The sequence below is a fragment of the Stenotrophomonas sp. INTA L402-1 genome, assembly GCF_059295135.1.
Map to the genome: position 1 here is coordinate 1 of NZ_JCAFWP010000027.1, position 20533 is coordinate 20533.

Below are 20533 nucleotides of genomic sequence, written 5' to 3' on the forward strand. Positions count from 1 at the left end.
CCCCCCCCCCCCCCCCCCCCCCCCCCCCCCCCCCCCCCCCCCCCCCCCCCCCCCCCCCCCCCCCCCCCCCCCCCCCCCCCCCCACTTTACCAGCCGAAGACGCCATCCGAGATCCTCTCGGGTCTCGTGGGCTCGGTGATGTGTATAAGAGACAGGGCCGGCAACCCCATGAACGATGGCAGGATGTTGCAGTTGCCGGCCAGCGGCCGGCACTACCGGTAGATCCACGCCATGCGTGGATGGAAGCCGGCAGAATCAACCGCCGCCGCCCGCCAGTAGATCCACGCCATGCGTGGATGGAAGCCGGCAGAATCAACCGCCGCCGCCCGCCTTCCAGTAATACCTCACCACATGGAAGAACACCGGCGCGGCGAAGCATACCGAGTCCAGCCGGTCGAGCATGCCGCCATGGCCCTCGATCATGTGGCCCCAGTCCTTGATGCCACGATCACGCTTGATCGCCGACATCACCAGGCCGCCCCAGAACCCCATCAGGTTGATCAGCAGCGACAGGCCGAACGCCTGCAGCGGCGTGAATGGGGTGATCCACCACAGCGCCGCACCCAGCGCACTGGCACTCAGCACACCGCCCACGAAGCCCTCCACCGTCTTCGACGGCGACAGCTTCGGCGCAATCAGATGCCTGCCCAGCAGCTTGCCCCAGATGTACTGCAGCACGTCCGAAGACTGCACCACGATCACCAGGAAGGCGAACAGCAGCACGTTGCGCGACGGGTCATGGCCGGGCACGTGCAGGTTCAGCAGCAGCGGCACGTGCGAGATGCAGAACACGCAGATCATCAACCCCCACTGCACCTTCGCGGTCCGCTCCAGGTAGTGCGTGGTGTCACCGCCAATGGTCGACAGGATCGGCAGGAACAGGAACGCATAGACCGGAATCAACAGCGTGTACATGCCGTACCAGTCGATCCAGACCAGGTAGTACTGCCACGGCAGCACGATGTAGAACGCGGCCAGCAGGGCGTAGTAGTCGCCCGAGCGGGTCGGCGCCAGGGTGATGAACTCGCGCAGTGCGAACAGCGAGATGATCGCGAACAGCACGATCACCCCGGCACGACCGAAGAACAGCGCCAGCCCGACCACGATCGCCATCACCCACCACGCGCGGATGCGCGAGACCAGGTTGGCGATCACCGCGCTGGGCTGCCCACGCTGGCGCCAGCGCAATGTCTCGGCCACCAGCGTGGCCAGCACCAGCACCGCACCCACGCCAGCAAACAGCAGGCCGGTCTGCTGGCCGACACTCTGCGTGGCCAGGTCGCCGGACACATCGATCAGGAAACTCATGCCCTGCCCCCGTTCGGCGCCAGGTCCAGCAGCGCCTGCCGGCTGCGGGCCAGGAAGGCGGCCTTGTCCTCGTCGGCCTGCAGCCGCAGCGGCGTACCGAAGGTGGCCGTGCACAGCAGCGGCAGCGGCAGGAACCGGCCCTTGGGCATCACCCGCTTCAGGTTGTCGATCCACACCGGTACGAATTCCAGCTCCGGGCGTTGCCGTGCCAGGTGATAGATGCCGCTCTTGAACGGCAGCAGCGGCTCATCGCCCACGTTGCGGGTACCTTCCGGAAACAGGATCAGCGAGCAGTCTTCGTCCACCGCGTCACGCAGGGCCTGCAGCGGATCCTGCTGGCGCTGGCCGGCCTCGCGCTCGACCAGCACGCCGTTGAACACCGCATCGATCAGGTAGCGACGCAGGCCATCGCGCTGCCAGTATTCGGCCGCGGCCACCGGGCGCACCTGGCGCCGCAATGCCGGTGGCATCGACGACCAGATCAGCACGAAGTCACCATGGCTGGCGTGGTTGCCGTAATACACGCGCCGTTCGCTGGACGGCGCACAGCCGATCCACAGCGCGCGGGCGCCGGTCACTACATGGATCGCGCCACTGCAGGCGCGCGCAATCAATTCAGCGAACATCGGTCCCTCCCGTTCACGTCTGCGGCCACAACACGGCCAGCACCAGCAGTGCGAACTGCACTGCAGTCAGCAGGTACTGGCGCAGCAGCAGGCGACGCATGCCGGCCCAGCGCGCATCCCAGCCGCGCAGTGGCGCATCGGGCGACGCGCGGCGCAGGCCACTGGCGTGCAGCAGCTGGTCGGTGCGGCGCGCGGCGGCTTCGTCGTCCAGGCTCTCATCGCGCAGCAGCTGCAACAGGCTGGCATCCAGCGCCACCCGCCACGCGTGGTAGATCTGTGCGATGCCCGCGGCAACACTGAGCAGCAACAGGCCGGCGGCAATCACCGCCAGGCCAGGTTCGGTGCCGAGCAGCAGCAGCGCCACCAACAGCAGGCCCAGCGACAGGCCCGCCGGCCAACGGCCCTGCCGCAGCAGCAGCTGCATGGTCGCCAGATCGGGAACCGTACTCACGTGCGTACTCCCGCTGCAGCAGTGATGGCATGCAGATGCGCCGCGCCCAGCACGACGCCCGGACGTGCCGTGCGCACGATCGCCACCGCGGCATCGGTATCGGTGGCACGACCACTGCGCAGCAGCCAGGCCGCCACACTGGCAGCACTGCGCGAATAGCCCAGCGCGCAACACACCAGCAACGGTCCATGCGCACGCAGCCGCTCGATGACCTCGGCCGCCTCGCGCAACTGGTGCGGCGTGGGCACCACCAGGTCCAGCATCGGCACGCTGGCATACGCCGCGCCCGGTGCACGACAGGACAGTTCGGCACAGGCATCGACCACGCCGACCAAGGGTGCCGGCAATGCAGCGCAGGGAACACGCCCCAGCCATACACCGTCCATCACCGGCACCGGCTGCGGCGCACGCCGCGTCCACAGCCGCTAATTGATCCAGGCCGCACCCAGGTACGGCGCCAGCAACCAGCGTGCCGCCATGGTCAGGCGACCATCGGCACGCTTCTGGAACACCGCCGTACCGAGCCCCGCATACGCCAACGCCACCAGCAGCAGCGATACCACGGGCCACAGCAGCCACAACGCCGCGCCACGCAGGAGCACCACCGGCACCAGCAATGCAGCGGCCCCCAGCAGGTACAGCGCTGCCAGGCGCCAACGTCTGGCGTCACGCGCGGTGCGCCAGGCACGCAAGGGTGGCGTGCCCTGCTCCGGCCACAGCCAGACGCACAGCCAACCGGCCAGCAGGCCGGTCGGGATATCGATGAAATGATGCTGGAATGTGGTCAGCACCGAGACGCCGATCAGCAGCGCCCACACATGCAGTACCCAACGCCACACCCCATGCAGGTACTGCGCGAATTTCACCCACAGCACGATCAGCAACACGATGTGCAGTGATGGCGCCTGGTTGAACGGCTTGTCGAAGCCCAGCAGCACATCGAACAACCAACCGAACACACCGCCGATCTCCGGCCGCTCGAAACTGAAGCGCAGTGGCCACAGCAGGAAGCAGGTCACCGCGATCAACTGTGCACTGAACAACCGCAATGCATGCCGGTCCAGCTCCAACCGTTGCCGGCACAGGAAGAAGGAAACCGCATAGAACAGATCGATCGACCAGTACGGCACGATCGTCCACGGTACGAACGGAATCTGCGTTTCCCACCCGAACGCCATCACCGGCAGTTCGGCATGGCGGCCAGCCATCCAGTTGGCGAAGCCATAGCTGGCGAAGAAAAATGGGCCCAGCAGGGCCAGCCACAACAGGGCGCGCCGCCAGGGGCGCCCCTCTGCGGCCAGCGGGGATGCGGCGAGCGTCGCCATCACGCGGTCCGGCGCGCCAGCGACACCGTGAAGATGCCGAAGTCGTCGATACGCTGCGCCACCTTCTCGAACCCGGCCAGGCGCACCAGCTCGTCCATTTCCTGCTGGGTACGGCGGCGCATCACCCACGCGGCGCCGCCACGGTGGCTGGTCAGTGCGCGTGCGATGAACTCCAGCTGCGGGTGCCACGGCTGGCCGGTATAGGCCAGGTAGCCGCCCGCCGGCACCGTCGCAGCAATGCCCTGCAGCGAGCGCAGCACCGCATCGTTGTCGGGGAACAGTTCGTACAGGCCCGATACCACGGCCAGCGTCGGTGCTGGATCGACCTTGGCCAGCTGTGCCGGGTCGAACGCATCACCCTGCTCGAAGCGCGCGATGTCGGCCGCCCCCAGGCGCTCGATCAAGGCCTGACCCTGGGTGACGTTCAGATCACTGAAGTCGCGCAGCACGATGCGCTCGGCGCGCTGTTCGCCCTGGCCCAGCGCTTCCAGCACGTAGCGGCCATGGCCGGCAGCCACGTCCAGCACGCGCACCGGCGTGCCCTGCCCGCGCAGGCGCTGGGCAGCGTCGCGCAGCAGTTCCTGCAGGTGCTGGCCGCGAATGCGGATGCCGCGCCAGCCGATCGCATCCAGATAGTTGCGATCGACCATGCGCCCCAACGGGCCCTTGCCGCGCGCCTCATCGCGATAGATGTAGTCGAGCGTGCTGCCCGAATCGAATCCGGTCTGCAGACCCAGCGCGATGCCTTCGGACAACGTTCCGCCGAAGCGCAGGCCGCCACGTACCACGCGCCAGCGCAGGTCGGCCAGGCTGTTGCGTTCCGGTGGCCAGGCCAGGATCTCCGATTCTTCGAAAGTCGGCCCATGGCGGTGCGCATCGCGCCGCGACAGTTCGCGCAGCGGCTCGGCGAAACGTGCCTGGATGAAACTGCGGATACGCGCCAGCGCCGGCGCCCGATCGCGCTCGCCCAGCGTGTCGTGGAAGAAGCCCGGCAGATGCACGCGCTCCTTGATCGGGCTGGACAGGCGCTCGTAGAAGCGGTCCTGCGGGCCACGGTGCACCACGAAATCCGAGCCGGACACCAGCAGCTGCACCGGCACGCTGATCGCCTGCGCATCGGCGACGATGCGGTCGGCCGCTTCGTACAGGCCCAGCAACACGCGCACCGAGATCGGCCGGGTGATCAGCGGATCGGTGCGGTAGCTTTCCACCCGCGCCGGATCGTGGGTCAGCCACTGCGGCTTGACGTAGCTGTTGACGAAGAAATTGCCGCGCAGCTTCTGCATCAAGGCCAGGCCCGGGCGTGCGAACGGCACGTACAGCTTCACCTTGAACGCCGGCGAAGCCATCACCAGCGCGCGCAGGCGCGGCGCGTAGTCGTGCACCCAGGTGGCGGCGACCACCGCCCCCACGCTCTGTGCGATCACCACGATGTCTTCCACCGCGATGCCATGCTCGGCGCCGATGTGGGCGATGAAGCTGTCCAGATCACGCACCAGCGCCGGGAAGCCCGGGGCATCGCCACGTGCGCCGGGCGAACGGCCATTACCGCGTGCATCCCAGGCGAAGAAGGCGGTGTCGGGCAGGTCCAGCTCATCGACCAGGTGGGTGACCCGGCCAGAATGTTCATGGCCGCGATGCAGCAGCACGACAGCCTTGGTGGCTGCGGTCGCGGTGGTGCTCGCCCAGTACCGGTAGAACAGCGGTACCTGGTCGAAGCTGTGGAATTCCCGTTCCTGCGCCTGACGCATGCAATCTCCTGATTGTCTTTTTGTATCTGCTTGATTAATTCGGCGAAACCGCCGCTTCCCGCAGTCCGCGACGGACGCGATTGATCATCGTCAGCACGCACAGCACCGCCATGGCCGCGGCCACGCCAGTGACAGTCATCGCAGCCCCCCAGCCGAACGCCAGCAGCAGGCCCAGCACGCCGATGACGAACGCGCGGTCGCTCTTGCCCATCGGGCCGTCATAGCGGCGGCTGGCACCGACCATCAGCCCCAGCACGCCGGCGTACTCGCTCAGGGCCGCGGTCCAGGCCAACAACCACAGCGCTTCCGGGCGCACGCCCGGCACGCTGAGCAGGCTCAGGTACAGCGCCGCATCGGCGATCACATCGCACAACTCGTTCAGATAAGCGCCCAGCCGCGACTGCTGGCCGAACTCGCGGGCCAGCATGCCGTCCACCGCGTTGAGTGCCATGCGCAGCAGCATCCACAGCGGCAGCAGCAGGTACAGCAGGGGCTGGGACGGCGCGCAGCACCACACGGCGGCAGCCACCAGAAGCGAGACCACGGCGGCGGCCACGGTCACCGTATTGGCGGTGATCCCCATGCGGTACAGACCGCGTACGGCTGGACGCAACAGGTCCTGGAAACGTCCTTTCAATGCATAGATCGACATGATCCGTACCCGCTGATCCTTGGCAGTGCGGGCACAGCCTACCCCATCGTCGGCAGATTCCGACAACCCGGCTCCGGTCCACAGCCCAGCCCCCGGACCAGTCCGGATCGATGTGCCCGACCCGCCCTTACGTCGATTGCCATGGCAAATTGCCCCTTCCAGCGCCCGCCACCGGCCCCCACCGCCTACAATATCGGCCCCGCTCCGCTGCCGATTCTGTCCCATGACTGCTGATCTGTTGCCCGTCCGCCGGGCCCTCCTCTCCGTTTCCGACAAGACCGGTCTGGTCGAGCTGGCCACTGCGCTGGCGGCACGCGGCGTGGAGCTGCTGTCCACCGGCGGCACCGCCAAGGCGATCCGCGATGCCGGCCTGGCCGTGAAGGACGTGGCCGACGTCACCGGCTTCCCGGAAATGATGGACGGCCGGGTCAAGACCCTGCACCCGATGGTGCACGGCGGCCTGCTGGGCCGTTCGGGCCTGGATGATGCGGTCATGGCCGAGCACGGCATCGGCGCCATCGACCTGCTGGTGCTGAACCTGTACCCGTTCGAGTCGGTCACCGCCAAGGCCGACTGCACCCTGGCCGACGCGGTCGAGAACATCGACATCGGCGGCCCGGCCATGCTGCGTTCTGCGGCCAAGAACTTCGCCCGCGTGGCAGTGGCCACCGACCCGTCGCAGTACGCCGAACTGCTGGCCTCGCTGGAGGCCAACAACGGCCAGCTGACGGCCGCCACCCGCTTCGCGTTCTCGGTGGCCGCGTTCAACCGCGTCGCCCAGTACGACGCCGCGATCAGCAACTACCTGTCGGCGGTCACCGCCACCGACGCTGCGGTGCCGGCGCGTACCGAGTACCCGGCACAGATGAACTCCACCTTCGTGAAGGTGATGGACCTGCGCTACGGCGAGAACCCGCACCAGAGCGGCGCGTTCTACCGCGACCTGTACCCGGTGCCGGGCACGCTGGCCACGTTCCAGCAGCTGCAGGGCAAGGAACTGAGCTACAACAACCTGGCCGACGCCGATGCGGCGTGGGAATGCGTGCGCCAGTTCGACGCGCCGGCCTGCGTGATCGTCAAGCACGCCAATCCGTGCGGCGTGGCGGTGGGTGCCGGCAACGGCGATGCCTACGAGCTGGCCTACGCCACCGACCCGACCAGCGCCTTCGGCGGCATCATCGCCTTCAACAAGCCGCTCGACGCTGCCACTGCCAAGGTGATCCTGGACCGCCAGTTCGTGGAAGTGCTGATCGCCCCGGACTACGAGCCGGCCGCGCTGGAGTACGCGCAGAAGAAGGCCAACGTGCGCGTGCTGCGCATCCCGCATGGTGATGGCCTGAACAACTTCGACAGCAAGCGCGTCGGCTCGGGCCTGCTGCTGCAGTCCTCGGACAACCGCGGCATGACCCGCGACGAGCTGAAGGTGGTCAGCAAGCTGGCGCCGACCGACAAGCAGTTCACCGACCTGCTGTTCGCCTGGAAGGTGGCCAAGTTCGTGAAGTCCAACGCGATTGTGTACGCCAAGGACAACCGTACGATTGGCGTGGGCGCCGGCCAGATGAGCCGCGTGTACTCGGCCCGCATCGCCGGCATCAAGGCCGCCGATGCGAACCTGGTGGTCGAGGGTTCGGTGATGGCTTCCGATGCGTTCTTCCCGTTCCGCGACGGCATCGACGCCGCTGCTGCCGCCGGCATCAAGGCGGTCATCCAGCCGGGCGGTTCGATGCGCGATGCCGAAGTGATCGCCGCCGCCGACGAACATGGCCTGGCGATGGTGTTCACCGGCGTGCGCCACTTCCGCCACTGATCCGCATCACGAAGCCGGGCCCTGCCCGGCTTTTCTCTTCCGTACCCGAGAACCCTGTCCCATGAAGATCCTCGTCATCGGCTCTGGCGGCCGCGAACACGCCCTGGCATGGAAGCTGGCCCAGTCCTCCCGTGTCACCGAAGTGATCGTGGCACCCGGCAACGCCGGCACCGCCAGCGAAGACAAGTGCCGCAACGTGGCGGTGAAAGTCACCGATATCGACGGTCTGCTGGCGCTGGCCCAGGCTGAAGGCGTGGCACTGACCGTGGTCGGCCCTGAAGTACCGCTGGTGGCTGGCGTGGTAGACCGCTTCCGCGCCGCCGGCCTGCGCATCTTCGGGCCGACCACCGCCGCCGCGCAGCTGGAAGGCAGCAAGGCCTACGCCAAGGACTTCCTGGCCCGCCACAACATCCCCACCGCGTTCTACGCCGTGCACACCGACGTGGACGCCGCCCTGGCCTACATCCGCGAGAAGGGCGCGCCGATCGTGGTCAAGGCCGATGGCCTGGCCGCCGGCAAGGGCGTGATCGTGGCGATGACCCTGGCCGAAGCCGAGGACGCGGTGCGTGACATGCTCTCGGGCAACGCGTTCGGCGATGCCGGTGCGCGCGTGGTGATCGAGGAATTCCTTGACGGCGAGGAAGCCAGCTTCATTTCGATGGTGGACGGCGTGCATGCGCTGCCGATGGCCACCTCGCAGGACCACAAGCGCGTCGGCGACGGCGATACCGGCCCGAACACCGGCGGCATGGGCGCCTATTCGCCGGCCCCGGTGGTGACGCCGGAGGTGCATGCACGGGTGATGCGCGAGGTGGTGAACCCCACCGTGCAGGGCATGATCGCCGACGGCATCCCGTTCACCGGCTTCCTCTACGCCGGCCTGATGATCGATGCCAGCGGCGCGCCGAAGGTGATCGAATTCAACGTGCGCTTTGGCGACCCGGAAACGCAGCCAGTGATGCTGCGCCTGCAGTCGGACCTGGTCGAGCTGGTGGAAGCCGCCATCGATGGCCGCCTGGACCAGGTCGAAGCGCAGTGGGACGTGCGCCCGTCGCTGGGCGTGGTGCTGGCGGCCAGGCCGTACCCGGAAGCGCCGATCACCGGTGACGTGATTTCCGGCCTGGGCGATGTGCCGGCCAGTGCCAAGGTGTTCCATGCCGGCACGGCATTGGATGCGCAGGGCCAGGTCGTCAGCGCCGGCGGCCGCGTTCTGTGCGTGGCCGCACTGGGCGACAGCGTGCGCGACGCGCAGGCGAATGCGTATGCAGGCGTGGCCAAGGTGACCTGGGCCAATGAGTTCCACCGCAACGACATCGGCTGGCGCGCGATCGCACGCGAAGAGTGACGGCCGCGCCGCAGCCACGCATGGCGTGGCTCTACTGACACTGGGTAGATCCTCGCCATGCGTGGATTGAACGCCTCGGAAAAACAAAGGCCCGGCAGAACCGGGCCTTTGCTTTACAGGACTGCTTCGAGTCCCTTCCGATCAATCAGGTTAAGCAACTTCAGTGACGGTCCGCTGGGCTTCTTTTCGCCCTGCTCCCAGCTGCGTACGGTGGAAACGCTGGTATTGAGAACTCCCGCAAAGACCGGCTGACTGAGCTGCAATGACGTACGCAGGGCACGTATCTGGGCACTGCTGTACTCAGGCACCGGCTCAAGGCAAAGCGCTTCGTAGCTGCTCAATCGACGTTTATCGATGAAACCATGCGCGTGCAGACTCACAGCGGCATCATGCACCGCTTCAAGAAGCGCACTTTTCGCGCGCCGTCGCTCAGGGGTCTTCGTCATGGTCGATCTCCTGTAGATCCCCGTACTCCACGGCACGATTCAACTGCGCCGCACTCATTTTCAGGAACTCCGATGCGTACAACTGCAGCGCATCGCGTTCCGCATTCGTGATCGCAGCACGCTCATTCTTCTCGTAGCCGAAAAGTAAGAACCAATGCCCGCCTCGCTGTGTGGCGACGATGATTCGAACGCTCCCACGCTTTCCTCGCCCCGGCAAGGCAACGCGCTTCTTGAAGATTCCGCCGCCAAGATCAGCATCCACCAGACCCGCTTCCATTTCACGTACCGACCGGTACAGCGCAGCGTCGGACAGGGTGGTCCTGCGCATGCTGCGATTGAAACTTCGTGTGAGGAAGACGCGTGGCATGATCATACCGTGCCACTGCGTGGTACAGCGTGAACATCAGCATCCAGCACATGATCAGGTCGGCGCAACCACCGTCCTGGCGTCAGAATAGAGCCACGTCATGCGTAGCTAAGCCCCACAAACGAAAAAGGCCCGGCACTGCTGCCGAGCCTTTCACAATTGCGACGCCTTTCCGCTTACGCGGTGAACAGCGCCTTCATCTTCTTCAGCGCGTTCGCTTCAACCTGGCGGATGCGCTCGGCGGACACGCCGTACTCGTCGGCCAGCTCCTGCAGCGTCACCTTGCTGTCGGCATCCAGCCAGCGGCGGCGGATGATGTCGCGCGAGCGGGCGTCCAGCTCGGCGAGGCCTTCGCGCAGCAGCTGCATCTGGTTGTCTTCGCTGTCCGCGCGCTCATAGGCCATCGACGGATCTTCGTCATTGGCAACCAGGAACGCGGCCGGCGACGGCGGTGCGTGTTCGTTGTCCTCATCGGTCGGTGCATCGAAACCGATATCGCGACCCGACAGGCGCGATTCCATTTCCATGACCTCGCGCTCGGACACGTTCAGGTCCTTGGCCACCGCGCTGACTTCGGCCGCGTTCATCCAGCCCAGGCGCGTCTTCGACTTGCGCAGGTTGAAGAACAGCTTGCGCTGCGCCTTGGTGGTGGCGACCTTCACGATGCGCCAGTTCTTCAGGATGAACTCGTGCATCTCGGCACGGATCCAATGCACGGCGAAGGAGACCAGGCGCACGCCCATGTCGGGGTCGAAGCGCTTGACCGCCTTCATCAGGCCGATGTTGCCTTCCTGGATCAGGTCGCCCAGCGCAAGGCCGTAGCCGTTGTAGCCGCGGGCCACGTGCACCACGAAGCGCAGGTGCGAATGCACCAGCTCGCGGGCGGCGTCGAGATCGTTGCCGTCGCGAAAGCGACGGGCCAGGTCCTGTTCGTCATCGACCGACAGCACCGGGATCTGGTGCACGGCACCGATGTAGGCGTCCAGCGAACCGAGCGCACTGGGAATCGGGAGATTGTTTGCCACAAGGGCAGTAGAGGTGTTCTGGCTCATAGGCACCCATCTTAGCAGTCCGGCATTTGGACTGCTAAAGGAGGAAAAAGTTCCAGCATCCTATTGATGCAACACTGGTCCCAAACAGAGCCCTACCGTAGCGCGATTTGATGACAGTGGCGAGCACGCTTTTCGGGATTCACAATCCCTTGGAATTCAATCAATTACCTGCTGGAAACCGGCCGATTCCGGTCAAGCGGAGCTGAACGGGCCGTTCTTGAGGCCCATTCAGGCCAGAAGACGTTGCCGGGTGTTCAGGCCCGAAGGCTGAGGGCCGCACCTTTACTACTAAGAAACCCGTTGACAGCCATCCGGCGACATGCTCCGATGCATCAACTAATTCATACGTAGAAGCGCATGGCCCGCCCTGTCTCGCAGAATCCCACCCCCGCCGAGCAGGCCATCCTCGACATCCTCTGGGACAAGGGCGAAGCGTCCGTCCGCGATGTGGCGGATGTGCTCGGCGAACACAAGCCGGTCGCGTACACCACGGTGCTGACCATGTTCAACGTGCTGGCGAAGAAGGGCTTTGTCAGTCATCGCCAGGAAGGTCGCGCCTACATCTATCACGCCACGCTCAGCCGCGAGCAGGCCCGCCGGCAAGCGCTCGACCATCTGCTGCATCAGTTCTTCGACGGCTCACCGAACGTGTTGGCACAGCACCTGGTGGACGAACGCGAAATCGACCGCAACGAACTGCAGGCACTGCAGCAGCGCATCAGCGATGCCAGGGCCGGGAGGAAGGAATGAACCTCATCGACATGGCGATGGCACTGGGCCTTCGGCAGTTGCTGTTGTCTGCCGTTGTGCTGCTGCCCGCGCTGTGGCTGGCACGGCGGCGGGCCCTCAGTGCCGAACAACGCTCCTGGCTGCTGACCGCCGCGATGGCAGCGGCCCTGCTGTTGCCGCTCAGCGCCTTCCTGCCGGGCTGGTCAACCACCCTGCCCGCACCGGCGCCACCCGCCGCCGCGTTCCACCCCATGCCCGGCGAAGGGGCAACGGCGGGAGAGGCCATCTTCGAAGCTGGACGGCAGCCCGACATCTATTACGTCGAACTACCGAAGACCCTGCCGACAGTGCTTGCAGTGGTGTGGATGCTGGGCACCCTGTGGCTGGGCATGCGCCTGCTGGACGCGATGCTGCATGCGCGCCGGCTGCGGCGGCTGGCACAACCGGCGTCCGCCGGACTGCGCGTGGTCCTGGCCGACATCGTGCCCGCCCACGTGACGATCGCCACCTGCGCCGTCGACGGGCCGATGGTTGTCGGCCTGTGGCGCCCGCAGATCCTGCTGCCCCGCCCCTTGCTGGCACGGCTGGACAACAACGTGCTGCGCGACATCGTCCGCCACGAGGTTGCACACCTGGATCGACGCGATCTGTGGACAAGCACGCTGCTGCGGGCGGGAACAGCACTGTTCTGGTGGAATCCGCTCCTGCACCTTGCCCAGGCACGCCTGGCGGTACTGCGCGAGATGGCCTGTGATGCACGCGCTGCGATGCAGGCACGCGAACCGCTGGACTATGCAGGTTCGCTGCTGGCCAGCGTCGAACAGCTGCAGGCCCTGCGCGAGGAGGCGCCGACGCTTGCACTGGGTATGTTCAGTGCGCGCAGCCAGCTGGCGCAGCGCATTGATCAGCTGGTGGACGCCGGGCCACCCACACCCCGGCACCGCAGCCTGTTGGTGCTGGGCCTGCTGCTTCTGCTGGCCTGCACCGGCACCGCCGTGGCTATCTCACCACGGCTCGCCCCATCACCGGCTGCCAGCGCCTCCGATGCGCGCGTCATCAAGCTGTTCCAGGCCGCCAGCACGCATGACGTCGCGCAGGTCCGTCTGTTGGCGGCGGCCGGCGTCGATCTTGATGCACGCGTGCTCGGTGATGGCACGGCGCTGATCCAGGCCATCCGCGCACGCGATCCGGTGATGGTCGACGCCCTGCTGCAGCTGGGAGCCGACCCTGATCGCGCTGCGCTGGGCGAAGGCAATCCGTTGATCGTCGCCTCCGCGCTGGGCCTGCAACCCATTGTCGAGCAACTGGTGCAGGCCGGTGCAGACGTCAACCGGGTCGTGACCTATGACGAGACGCCACTGATCAACGCCTCGCGCGAAGGGCACCTGGTTACCGTGCAGTTCCTGCTCGCGCACGGCGCCGACATCAACCTGGGCGTGGAAGCCGACGGCTGGCTGGGGCGCTGGCGGACACCGCTGAACCAGGCTGGCAACGCGGCCGTGCGCGATTACCTGCTGGCGCAGGGCGCCCGCCGCGAACGACGCTGACTCCGCCGCCGCATCGCCTCCTGCGCTGCGGCGGCAACCCGTTCCACCCGCAACGACCGGACGCGGCAGGCGTGCGTGGCAACGCCTGCGCCGATCCCAACCCTCTTCCACTCCCGCAAGGATGTCGATGATGAACCGCCTGTTGCTGTGTTCGCTGCTGGTCTGCCTGACCCCGTTCCACGTGATGGCCACTGACGCCAGCGCTGAAGACGCTGCGCGCTTTGCCCAGGCAATGGCCCATGGCCTGCGCCCCAGCACCGCGCAGCTGGGCGCGGCGCTGCCGCAGTGGTCGATCGAGGAACGCCTTGCCCATTACAAGGTGCCGGGTGCCGCCGTTGCGGTGATCCGCGATGGCAAGGTGGTGTACGCCGCCGGATACGGCCTGCGCGAGGTGGGCACGCGCGACGCGGTGGATGCCGATACCGTGTTCTCGGTGGGCTCGGTCAGCAAGATGGGCGCTGCGGCGACCACCCTGAAGCTGGTTGCTGCCGGCAAGGTCTCGCTGGAGGAGAACATCGATCCCCGCCTGCGCCGCTGGCATGTGCCTGCCGATGCGCAGGGACTGCACCCGCCGATCAACCTGCGCATGCTGCTCTCGCACACCGCCGGCTTCAATGTGCATGGCTTCCAGGACTACCAGCCGGCCGAAAGCTTGCCGACCCTGCTGCAGACACTGGATGGACTGGCGCCTGCAAAGAATGAACCGATACGCCTGATCCACGTGCCCGGCCAGCAGGTCGACTATTCCGGTGGCGGCTACACGGTGGTGCAGCTGGCGATCGAAGACCTGACCGGCAGAGCATTCGCCGACGTCGCACGTCGCGAGGTGTTCGCGCCACTGGGCATGTCCCGCAGCACGTACCAGAATCCCTTGCCTGCCGGCTACGTCAACGTTGCCCATGCGCACGACAACAAGGGCCTGCCGGAGGCCCTGCCACGCGGCTGGCAGAGCTTTCCAGAACAGGCGGCGTCCGGGCTGTGGACCAGCGCCAACGACATGGGCCTGTTCGTCGCGGCCCTGCTGCGCAGCATCCGCACCAAGGATGGATGGCTGCCGCAGTCATTGGCCCTGCAGATGGTCAGCGAAGTGGCGCCGGCGGGTCGTGGCCTGGGACCGGAGCTGGCCGGCACCGGCGCCAGTCGCCGCTTCTTCCACAATGGCAGCAATGACAGCTATCACGCCGGCATCGAAGGCTACCCGGAGAGCGGCGATGGATTCGTCATCCTGACCAATGGCGACAACGGCCCCGCACTGCGCGGCGAAATCCGCAATGCCCTTTCCGACGCACTCGGCCACAATGCCAAACCAGTCATCCGCACGCTTGACCCGGCGCTTCTGCGCGACAGCTACCCAGGTTTCAGCGGCCACTTCGTACTCGATGGCGCGCTGCCGATGGACGTCCGCGGCGGTCTCGCTGACTGGTTCGAAGCCACGACGTTGGACGTACAGGCAGGCCAAGCGGGACTGGAACTGCGCCTTCCAGGACGGGGCAAGGCCGTCATGCTCCAGGCACTGACCCCTGTTCGCTTCCTCGCCGGCAGCGTAGGTGCGGAGCTGCTGTTCCACCGTGGTGGCGACGGCACGGTCCAAGCCCTCAGCGTGATTGCCGAAGGCGCGCGTGCCTACTATCGGCGCGCGGATATCGCGCCAGCAGCGGGCCATTGATCCATCGCTGGCGGCGCCGGGCTACTGCCCGGCCCGCTCAGAGCGCCGAACGCGGCGGCAGCGACCAGTCGATCGGGGCCTGCCCACGACGCTGCAGGTACTCGTTGGCCATCGAGAAATGCTGGCAGCCCAGGAAGCCGCGGTGGGCCGACAGCGGCGACGGGTGCGGCGACTTCAGCACACGGTGGCGGCGGGTGTCGATGACCTTGCCCTTCTTCTGCGCGTACGCGCCCCAGAGCATGAACACCAGGCCGTCGCGTTCGCGGTTGAGCACATCCACAACGTGGTCGGTGAAACCTTCCCAGCCACGCCCCTGATGGGCACCGGCCTGGCCCTCTTCCACCGTCAGCACGGCATTGAGCAGCAGCACACCGCGCTGCGCCCACGGGATCAGGCAGCCATGGTCCGGACGCGGGATACCGAGATCGCTCTCGATCTCCTTGTAGATGTTCAGCAGCGACGGCGGCACCGGCACTCCGGGCGCCACCGAGAAGCTCAGCCCATGCGCCTGACCGCGGCCGTGGTACGGGTCCTGGCCGAGGATCACCACCTTCACCTGCTCGAACGGCGTGGCATCGAACGCAGCGAAGATCTGCGGGCCGGGCGGGAACACCGCCGCACCGCTGGCCTTGCGCTGGCGCAGGAAGCTGGACAGCTCGCGCATCTGCGGCTGCATCAGGTAATCGCCGACATGCTGCTTCCAGCTCGGCTCGAGCTGGATCGTCGGGGTGCCAGCTACTTCATCAATCATCACGCCACTTCATCGAATCAGGGGTCCATCGTTCAACCGGGCCAGGCGCAGCTGGAACAGCACCTTGGTGACCAGCAGGCGCTCTTCGATCGGCTTGAGCACCAGGTCGTTGGCACCGGACTGCAGCAGTCCGGTCTGGTTGTGCGGGTTGCCATCGCCGGTCATCACCAGCACCGGCAGGCGACGCTTGCCGTAGCCGAAGTCCACGCGCACGCGCTGCACCACGTCGCGACCGCTCAGTTCGCCCTTCAGGGTGACGTCGGTCAGCACCAGGTCGATGCGGTGGCGACTGCGGCCCAGCGACTCGGCAGTGAGCAGGGTGAACGCTTCTTCGGCGCTGACCACGTGCAGCACGTTCAACTGCTGGCGTTCCAGCATGCGCTTGGTGGCCTCGGCGACCACGCGGCTGTCCTCGATGTAGAGGATGGTGGCGCCGGGAATGGTCTGCGGCTGCACGTAGCCGCGGATGAAGGTCGCCAGTGCCTCGTGGCCCAGCGCCTTGTCGAAATAGTCGGTGACGTACTCGGTGAAGCGGCGCTGCTCCAGATGCTGCTGGGCATCGCCGGAGACCACGATCACCGGCACATAGGCCTGGCCTGCGGCTTCGCGGACCATCCGCGCCAGTGCCAGGCCGTCGCCATCACGCAGGGTCAGCGAGGTGGTCACCAGATCCACCGGGCCCTGCGCCAGCGCCAGCTGCGCATCCTCGATGCTGTCGCAGCCGATCACTTCCACGCCCGGCAGGTCGCGCTGCAGGACGTCGGCGATCAGTTTGCGGACCAGCTTTGACCCATCGACCACCATCACCCGCGTCGCGGGCCCTTCAAGGTGCTTCAGCGCTTGCGGTTGCATGCCGGTCTCAGGTGTCGGTCGGGCGGGTCTGGCGAAGGAAATGGCCGGTCACCAGCCACGCGCCCAGCCAGCCCAGCAGCAGTGTGCCGAGCAGGACCAGGCTGCCATGCAGCAGGTCCAGGCCGTGCAGCACGAACGGGCTGCCGTAGCTGCGCGAGAGTTCGGCCAGCGGCACGCGCAAGGCGGCGCCGGCCGCAGCAATCAGGGCCAGCGCCACCGCGCCGGCACCCAGGCCATACCACGCGCCCAGGTACAGGAACGGGCGGCGGATGAAGCCATCACTGGCGCCGAGCAGCTGCAGCACGCCGATCTCTTCGCGGCGGGCCTGGATGTCCAGGCGCACGGTGTTGCCGACCACCAGCGCGGCGCCCACGCCGAGCAGCACCGACAGCACCTGCACCAGCCGCGCACCGAACGCCAGCCAGGCATCCAGGCGCTGCCGCCACAGCGCATCGTGCTGCACCAGGTCGGCCTCGGGCAGGCTTTCCAGCGCGCGCGCCAGGCGTGCGTCGTCCTTGCCCTGGCCCGGGGTGATCACCAGCAGCGAGGGCAGCGGGTTGTCGTTGAGTGCATCGATCGCCTCGCCGAGGCCGGCATCGCGCAGTTCCTGCAGGCCCTGCTCCGGCGTGCGCACGTTCACTTCGGCCACGTCATCGCGATCGCGCAGCTGGCCGGCCAGGCGCAGCGCGCCGGGACCATCGACGTTGCCCTTCAGGAACACGTTGATGTCGCGCGACTGCTGCACGCTGCCGGCGAACTGCTTGAGGTTGTCCAGCGCGATCGACAGGCCCAGCGGCAGGGCCAGCGCCAGCGCCATGACCATCACCGTCAGCAGGGTCGCCCACGGCTTGCGGCAGGCGCGGCCGAGGCTGAACACCACGCTGTGCACGTGGTGCTGGAACCAGACGCCCACACGCGACGGGGCGGCGGCTTCGCTGTTTTCGTTCTTCGCCATCGATTACTCTGCCAGGTCCTGCGGCGAGATGTCATCCACCAGCCGGCCGTGGTCAAGGATCAGCACGCGCTTGCGCATGCGGCGCAACAGCGGCAGGTCGTGACTGACCACCAGCACGCTGGTGCCGCGCGCGGGCAGTTCGGCGAACAGGGCCATGATCTCCGCCGCCAGGGTCGGGTCGAGGTTGCCGGTCGGCTCATCGGCCACCAGCAGCTTGGGCTCACCGACAATGGCGCGGGCGATGCCGACGCGCTGCTGCTCACCGGCCGACAGCTGCGAGGGCAGCGCCTTCTCGCGATGGCCCAGGCCCATCCGCTCCAGCACCGAGCGCACACGCTTGTTGATGTCGCTACGGCGGGTGCCGCGCAGGATCAGCGGCAGCGCCACGTTCTCGGCAATAGAGCGGTCCATCAGCAGGCGGTGGTCCTGGTAGACCGCGCCGACCGCGCGTCGATGGCGGGGCACGTCGCCACCGCGCACCTTCAGCAGGTTGCGCTCGTCGAACACCACCGCGCCGCGGCTGGGCCGCTCGTCCAGGTGGATCAACTTGAGCAGGGTGCTCTTGCCCGCACCGGAATGGCCGGTGACGAACAGCATCTCGCCCGGCGCGACCTCGAAGCTGACATCGGTCAGCGCCTCGTGGCCACCGGCGTACTGTTTGCTGACATTGTCGAAGCGCAGGACACTCATGCCCCGATTATGCAGGAGCGGCGCGACGTCGTGGAGACGGTCATACGATCGGTCGTGCCGGCCGCTGGCCGGCAGCGGTGTGGGTTGCCGGCCAGGGTGGGTGCCGACCGTTGGTCGGCATACCCTTGAAGCCACCCGACCAACGGTCGGGTGCTACCCGCTGATCGGCAGTACGGATCAGTTGCCCGACAGCATCCGGCGGATCTTGCGGCCGATGCGGGTCAGGAACGAATCGCCGGTATCAGCAGCCGTGCGCACCGGCTTGGCCACCACCTGCACCGGGGTGACCGGGCTGGCGCCATTGCCGGCGGCGTTCTGCACACCCTCGGCACCTTCGACCGGACGGCCGTGGCGACGACGACGGCGCTTGCGCGGCTTGTGCTCACCGTCCACCGCACCTTCCGGTGCGCCTTCAGCACGCGGCGGGCGCGGCGGACGCGGGGCCTGCGCGGCAGCGCCTTCGGCACCGGCGGCCGGGGCGGCAGCGCCCTGCTCGCCTTCCACGCGCGGCTTGCGCGGGCCACGCGAACGGCGCTCGCCGCTGCGCTCACCGTCGCGGCCACCGCGGCCACCACCACTGCCGGAACGGCCGCCACTACGGCCGCCGCCACGGCGCTCTTCCTCGGCAGCGCGGGCTTCGCGCGCTTCGCGGAAGATCTGGCCGACGCTTTCGTTGTCCTCGCCTTCCTCGCCTGCAGCCGGGGCCGGGCGTTCCGGGCGCGGCAGCGGGGTCAGCAGTTCCTTGGTGACCGGCTCGGACGGAATCTTCTGCTCGATGTAGGCCTCGATGTCCGGCAGGCCCATCGCATAGCGTTCGCAGGCGAAGCTGATCGCATCACCCTCTTCGCCCAGGCGCGCGGTACGGCCGATGCGGTGCACGTAGTCTTCGGCGTCGAACGGCAGGTCGTAGTTGTAGACGTACTTGATGCCATCGATATGCAGGCCGCGCGCGGCCACGTCGGTGGCCACCAGGATTTCCAGCTGGCCCTTCTGGAAGCGGTTGAGCAGGCTCTCACGCTTCTTCTGCGGCACGTCGCCGGACAGCACGCCGACGCGGTAGCCGGCCTTTTCCAGCGAACGGGCGACGCGTTCGACGAACACCTTGGTGTTGACGAAGACCATGGTGCGCGCGCCTTCACTGCGCGACAGCAGGCCCAGCAGCAGCGGGATCTTCTCGTCGTCGGCCGGGAAGTAGATGCGCTGGCGCACGCGCGCAGCGGTGATGGTCTCGGCTTCAACCACCAGCTTCTGCGGTTCGTTCATGTGCTCGTAGGCCAGCTCCAGCACGCGGTGGCTGAGGGTGGCACTGAACAGCAGGGTCTGGCGGGTAGTGCGCTCGGGCATGCGGCGCAGCAGGAAGCGGATGTCCTTGATGAAGCCCAGGTCGAACATGCGGTCGGCTTCGTCCAGCACGCAGATCTCGCAGGCGTGCAGCGAGACCACCTTGTGCTGCTTCACGTAGTCGATCAGGCGGCCCGGGGTGGCGATGATCACGTCCACGCCCTGCTGCAGCAGTTCGCGCTGCTTGTCGTAATCCACGCCGCCGTAGACCAGGGCGAAACGCAGGCCCAGATCGGAACCGAACTTCACTGCATCCTTGTGGATCTGGATGGCCAGTTCACGGGTCGGGGCGAGGATCAGCGCGCGCGGATCCTCCGGCTTGCGGTCGGCCAGGGCCGGACGCGTCAGCAGGCGGTTCACGACTGCGACCAGGAAGGCCAGGGTCTTGCCGGTGCCGGTCTGGGCCTGGCCGGCAACATCACCACCGGGCAGCGCGACCGGCAGGGTCAGCGCCTGGATCGGGGTGCAGCGGGTGAATCCGGCTCCTTCAAGGCCGGCCTGCAGGGCCGGATGCAGCTCGAAGGAGGAGAAGGTCAAATCGGTCAGCGGTTTGTCGCTCATGAGTCCGTCTTGGTATGGCCGCCGGCCCGTGGGGCGGCTGGCACTTCATCGTCTAGGGGCACCGTCGCAAACTGCGGCCCCTGCGGCGGGTTGGCAGGCTGGGACCACCCGGTCCGCGCGCCGCACAATGCCCCAGTTTAACGCACTCGGGCCGGCAAACCGGAATGAGCTGTCTCATAAAGTCAAGAGACGGCACCCTTCACCCAGCCACACCGGACTTGAACGGCCCTGCCAGGGCCGCTGGTGTCGCCCGCTGCCAGCCCCATGTACAGGAAGACAGTGAAATCCGACACATACCAGGCATCGAAGCG

The 20533-nt window shown here is 67.0% G+C and carries 18 protein-coding genes and 1 pseudogene; 5 read left to right on the forward strand and 14 right to left on the reverse strand.

The annotated features are described in order from the left end of the window. Positions 1-312 precede the first annotated feature (312 nt). The 6 genes and pseudogenes from AC5O77_RS15035 to AC5O77_RS15060 form a co-directional block, all read right to left on the reverse strand. A complete protein-coding gene (locus tag AC5O77_RS15035) occupies positions 313-1308 on the reverse strand; it encodes a phosphatidate cytidylyltransferase (RefSeq protein ID WP_032129555.1) in 996 nt (331 codons plus the stop codon). Further along, positions 1305-1934: a lysophospholipid acyltransferase family protein gene (locus AC5O77_RS15040; RefSeq protein ID WP_197615949.1), complete on the reverse strand. Its 630-nt coding sequence runs from the start codon at positions 1932-1934 to the stop codon at positions 1305-1307. Before AC5O77_RS15040 ends, AC5O77_RS15035 begins: the two co-directional genes overlap by 4 nt. Positions 1935-1947: 13 nt before the next feature. Continuing rightward, positions 1948-2385: a hypothetical protein gene (locus tag AC5O77_RS15045; protein WP_494506939.1), complete on the reverse strand. Its 438-nt coding sequence runs from the start codon at positions 2383-2385 to the stop codon at positions 1948-1950. Continuing rightward, positions 2382-3686 (reverse strand): annotated as a pseudogene (locus AC5O77_RS15050) (phosphatase PAP2/dual specificity phosphatase family protein). Before AC5O77_RS15050 ends, AC5O77_RS15045 begins: the two are co-directional and overlap by 4 nt. Positions 3687-3709: 23 nt before the next feature. Continuing rightward, on the reverse strand, positions 3710-5461 hold the full coding sequence (locus AC5O77_RS15055; protein ID WP_494506940.1) for a bifunctional alpha/beta hydrolase/class I SAM-dependent methyltransferase: 1752 nt from the start codon (positions 5459-5461) through the stop codon (positions 3710-3712). A 34-nt stretch (positions 5462-5495) separates the two neighbouring features. Next, positions 5496-6113, reverse strand: a complete 618-nt coding sequence (locus AC5O77_RS15060) for a CDP-alcohol phosphatidyltransferase family protein (protein WP_478057472.1) — start codon at positions 6111-6113, stop codon at positions 5496-5498. Positions 6114-6336: 223 nt separating this feature from the next. On the opposite strand from AC5O77_RS15060, the gene purH reads away from it, so the two are divergent. Together purH and purD are read left to right on the forward strand one after the other, a co-directional pair. Next, complete coding sequence (gene purH / locus AC5O77_RS15065) at positions 6337-7920, forward strand: bifunctional phosphoribosylaminoimidazolecarboxamide formyltransferase/IMP cyclohydrolase (protein WP_154353444.1); 1584 nt, start codon at positions 6337-6339, stop codon at positions 7918-7920. Positions 7921-7981: 61 nt separating this feature from the next. After that, positions 7982-9265 carry a phosphoribosylamine--glycine ligase gene (gene purD / locus AC5O77_RS15070; protein ID WP_478057473.1) on the forward strand — a complete coding sequence of 428 codons (1284 nt, stop codon included), beginning with the start codon at positions 7982-7984 and terminating at the stop codon, positions 9263-9265. Between the two features lie 113 nt (positions 9266-9378). On the opposite strand, the gene AC5O77_RS15075 is transcribed toward purD, so the two are convergent. The 3 genes from AC5O77_RS15075 to rpoH form a co-directional block, all read right to left on the reverse strand. Next, positions 9379-9711 carry a helix-turn-helix domain-containing protein gene (locus AC5O77_RS15075; protein ID WP_019338970.1) on the reverse strand — a complete coding sequence of 111 codons (333 nt, stop codon included), beginning with the start codon at positions 9709-9711 and terminating at the stop codon, positions 9379-9381. After that, positions 9695-10078 carry a type II toxin-antitoxin system RelE/ParE family toxin gene (locus AC5O77_RS15080; RefSeq protein WP_183080207.1) on the reverse strand — a complete coding sequence of 128 codons (384 nt, stop codon included), beginning with the start codon at positions 10076-10078 and terminating at the stop codon, positions 9695-9697. The genes AC5O77_RS15075 and AC5O77_RS15080 overlap by 17 nt, the downstream gene beginning before the upstream one ends. 176 nt (positions 10079-10254) lie before the next feature. Continuing rightward, positions 10255-11130 carry an RNA polymerase sigma factor RpoH gene (gene rpoH / locus AC5O77_RS15085; RefSeq protein WP_006473441.1) on the reverse strand — a complete coding sequence of 292 codons (876 nt, stop codon included), beginning with the start codon at positions 11128-11130 and terminating at the stop codon, positions 10255-10257. 357 nt (positions 11131-11487) lie between these two features. Between rpoH and AC5O77_RS15090 the strand changes: the two genes are divergently transcribed. From AC5O77_RS15090 to AC5O77_RS15100, 3 genes are all read left to right on the forward strand, one after another. After that, entirely contained in the window at positions 11488-11880 is a 393-nt protein-coding gene (locus AC5O77_RS15090) for a BlaI/MecI/CopY family transcriptional regulator (RefSeq protein WP_032129544.1), read from the forward strand. Beyond that, complete coding sequence (locus AC5O77_RS15095; RefSeq protein WP_494506941.1) at positions 11877-13406, forward strand: M56 family metallopeptidase; 1530 nt, start codon at positions 11877-11879, stop codon at positions 13404-13406. Before AC5O77_RS15090 ends, AC5O77_RS15095 begins: the two co-directional genes overlap by 4 nt. 130 nt (positions 13407-13536) lie before the next feature. Continuing rightward, positions 13537-15072, forward strand: a complete 1536-nt coding sequence (locus tag AC5O77_RS15100; protein ID WP_494506942.1) for a serine hydrolase domain-containing protein — start codon at positions 13537-13539, stop codon at positions 15070-15072. A gap of 37 nt (positions 15073-15109) precedes the next feature. Here the strand turns inward: AC5O77_RS15100 and ung are convergent, their stop codons facing one another. The 5 genes from ung to rhlB form a co-directional block, all read right to left on the reverse strand. Beyond that, positions 15110-15823: a uracil-DNA glycosylase gene (gene ung, locus AC5O77_RS15105; protein ID WP_049400766.1), complete on the reverse strand. Its 714-nt coding sequence runs from the start codon at positions 15821-15823 to the stop codon at positions 15110-15112. A 9-nt stretch (positions 15824-15832) separates the two neighbouring features. After that, positions 15833-16675 carry a response regulator gene (locus AC5O77_RS15110; protein ID WP_032129540.1) on the reverse strand — a complete coding sequence of 281 codons (843 nt, stop codon included), beginning with the start codon at positions 16673-16675 and terminating at the stop codon, positions 15833-15835. Positions 16676-16682: 7 nt separating this feature from the next. Continuing rightward, complete coding sequence (gene ftsX, locus AC5O77_RS15115) at positions 16683-17630, reverse strand: permease-like cell division protein FtsX (protein WP_010481047.1); 948 nt, start codon at positions 17628-17630, stop codon at positions 16683-16685. Positions 17631-17633: 3 nt separating this feature from the next. After that, positions 17634-18320 (reverse strand): cell division ATP-binding protein FtsE, encoded by a 687-nt coding sequence (gene ftsE, locus AC5O77_RS15120; protein ID WP_032129538.1) that lies wholly within the window; start codon positions 18318-18320, stop codon positions 17634-17636. Between the two features lie 177 nt (positions 18321-18497). Beyond that, positions 18498-20222, reverse strand: coding sequence for an ATP-dependent RNA helicase RhlB (rhlB, locus tag AC5O77_RS15125; RefSeq protein ID WP_478057478.1), 1725 nt, complete (start codon positions 20220-20222; stop codon positions 18498-18500). Between the last annotated feature and the right edge of the window lie 311 nt (positions 20223-20533).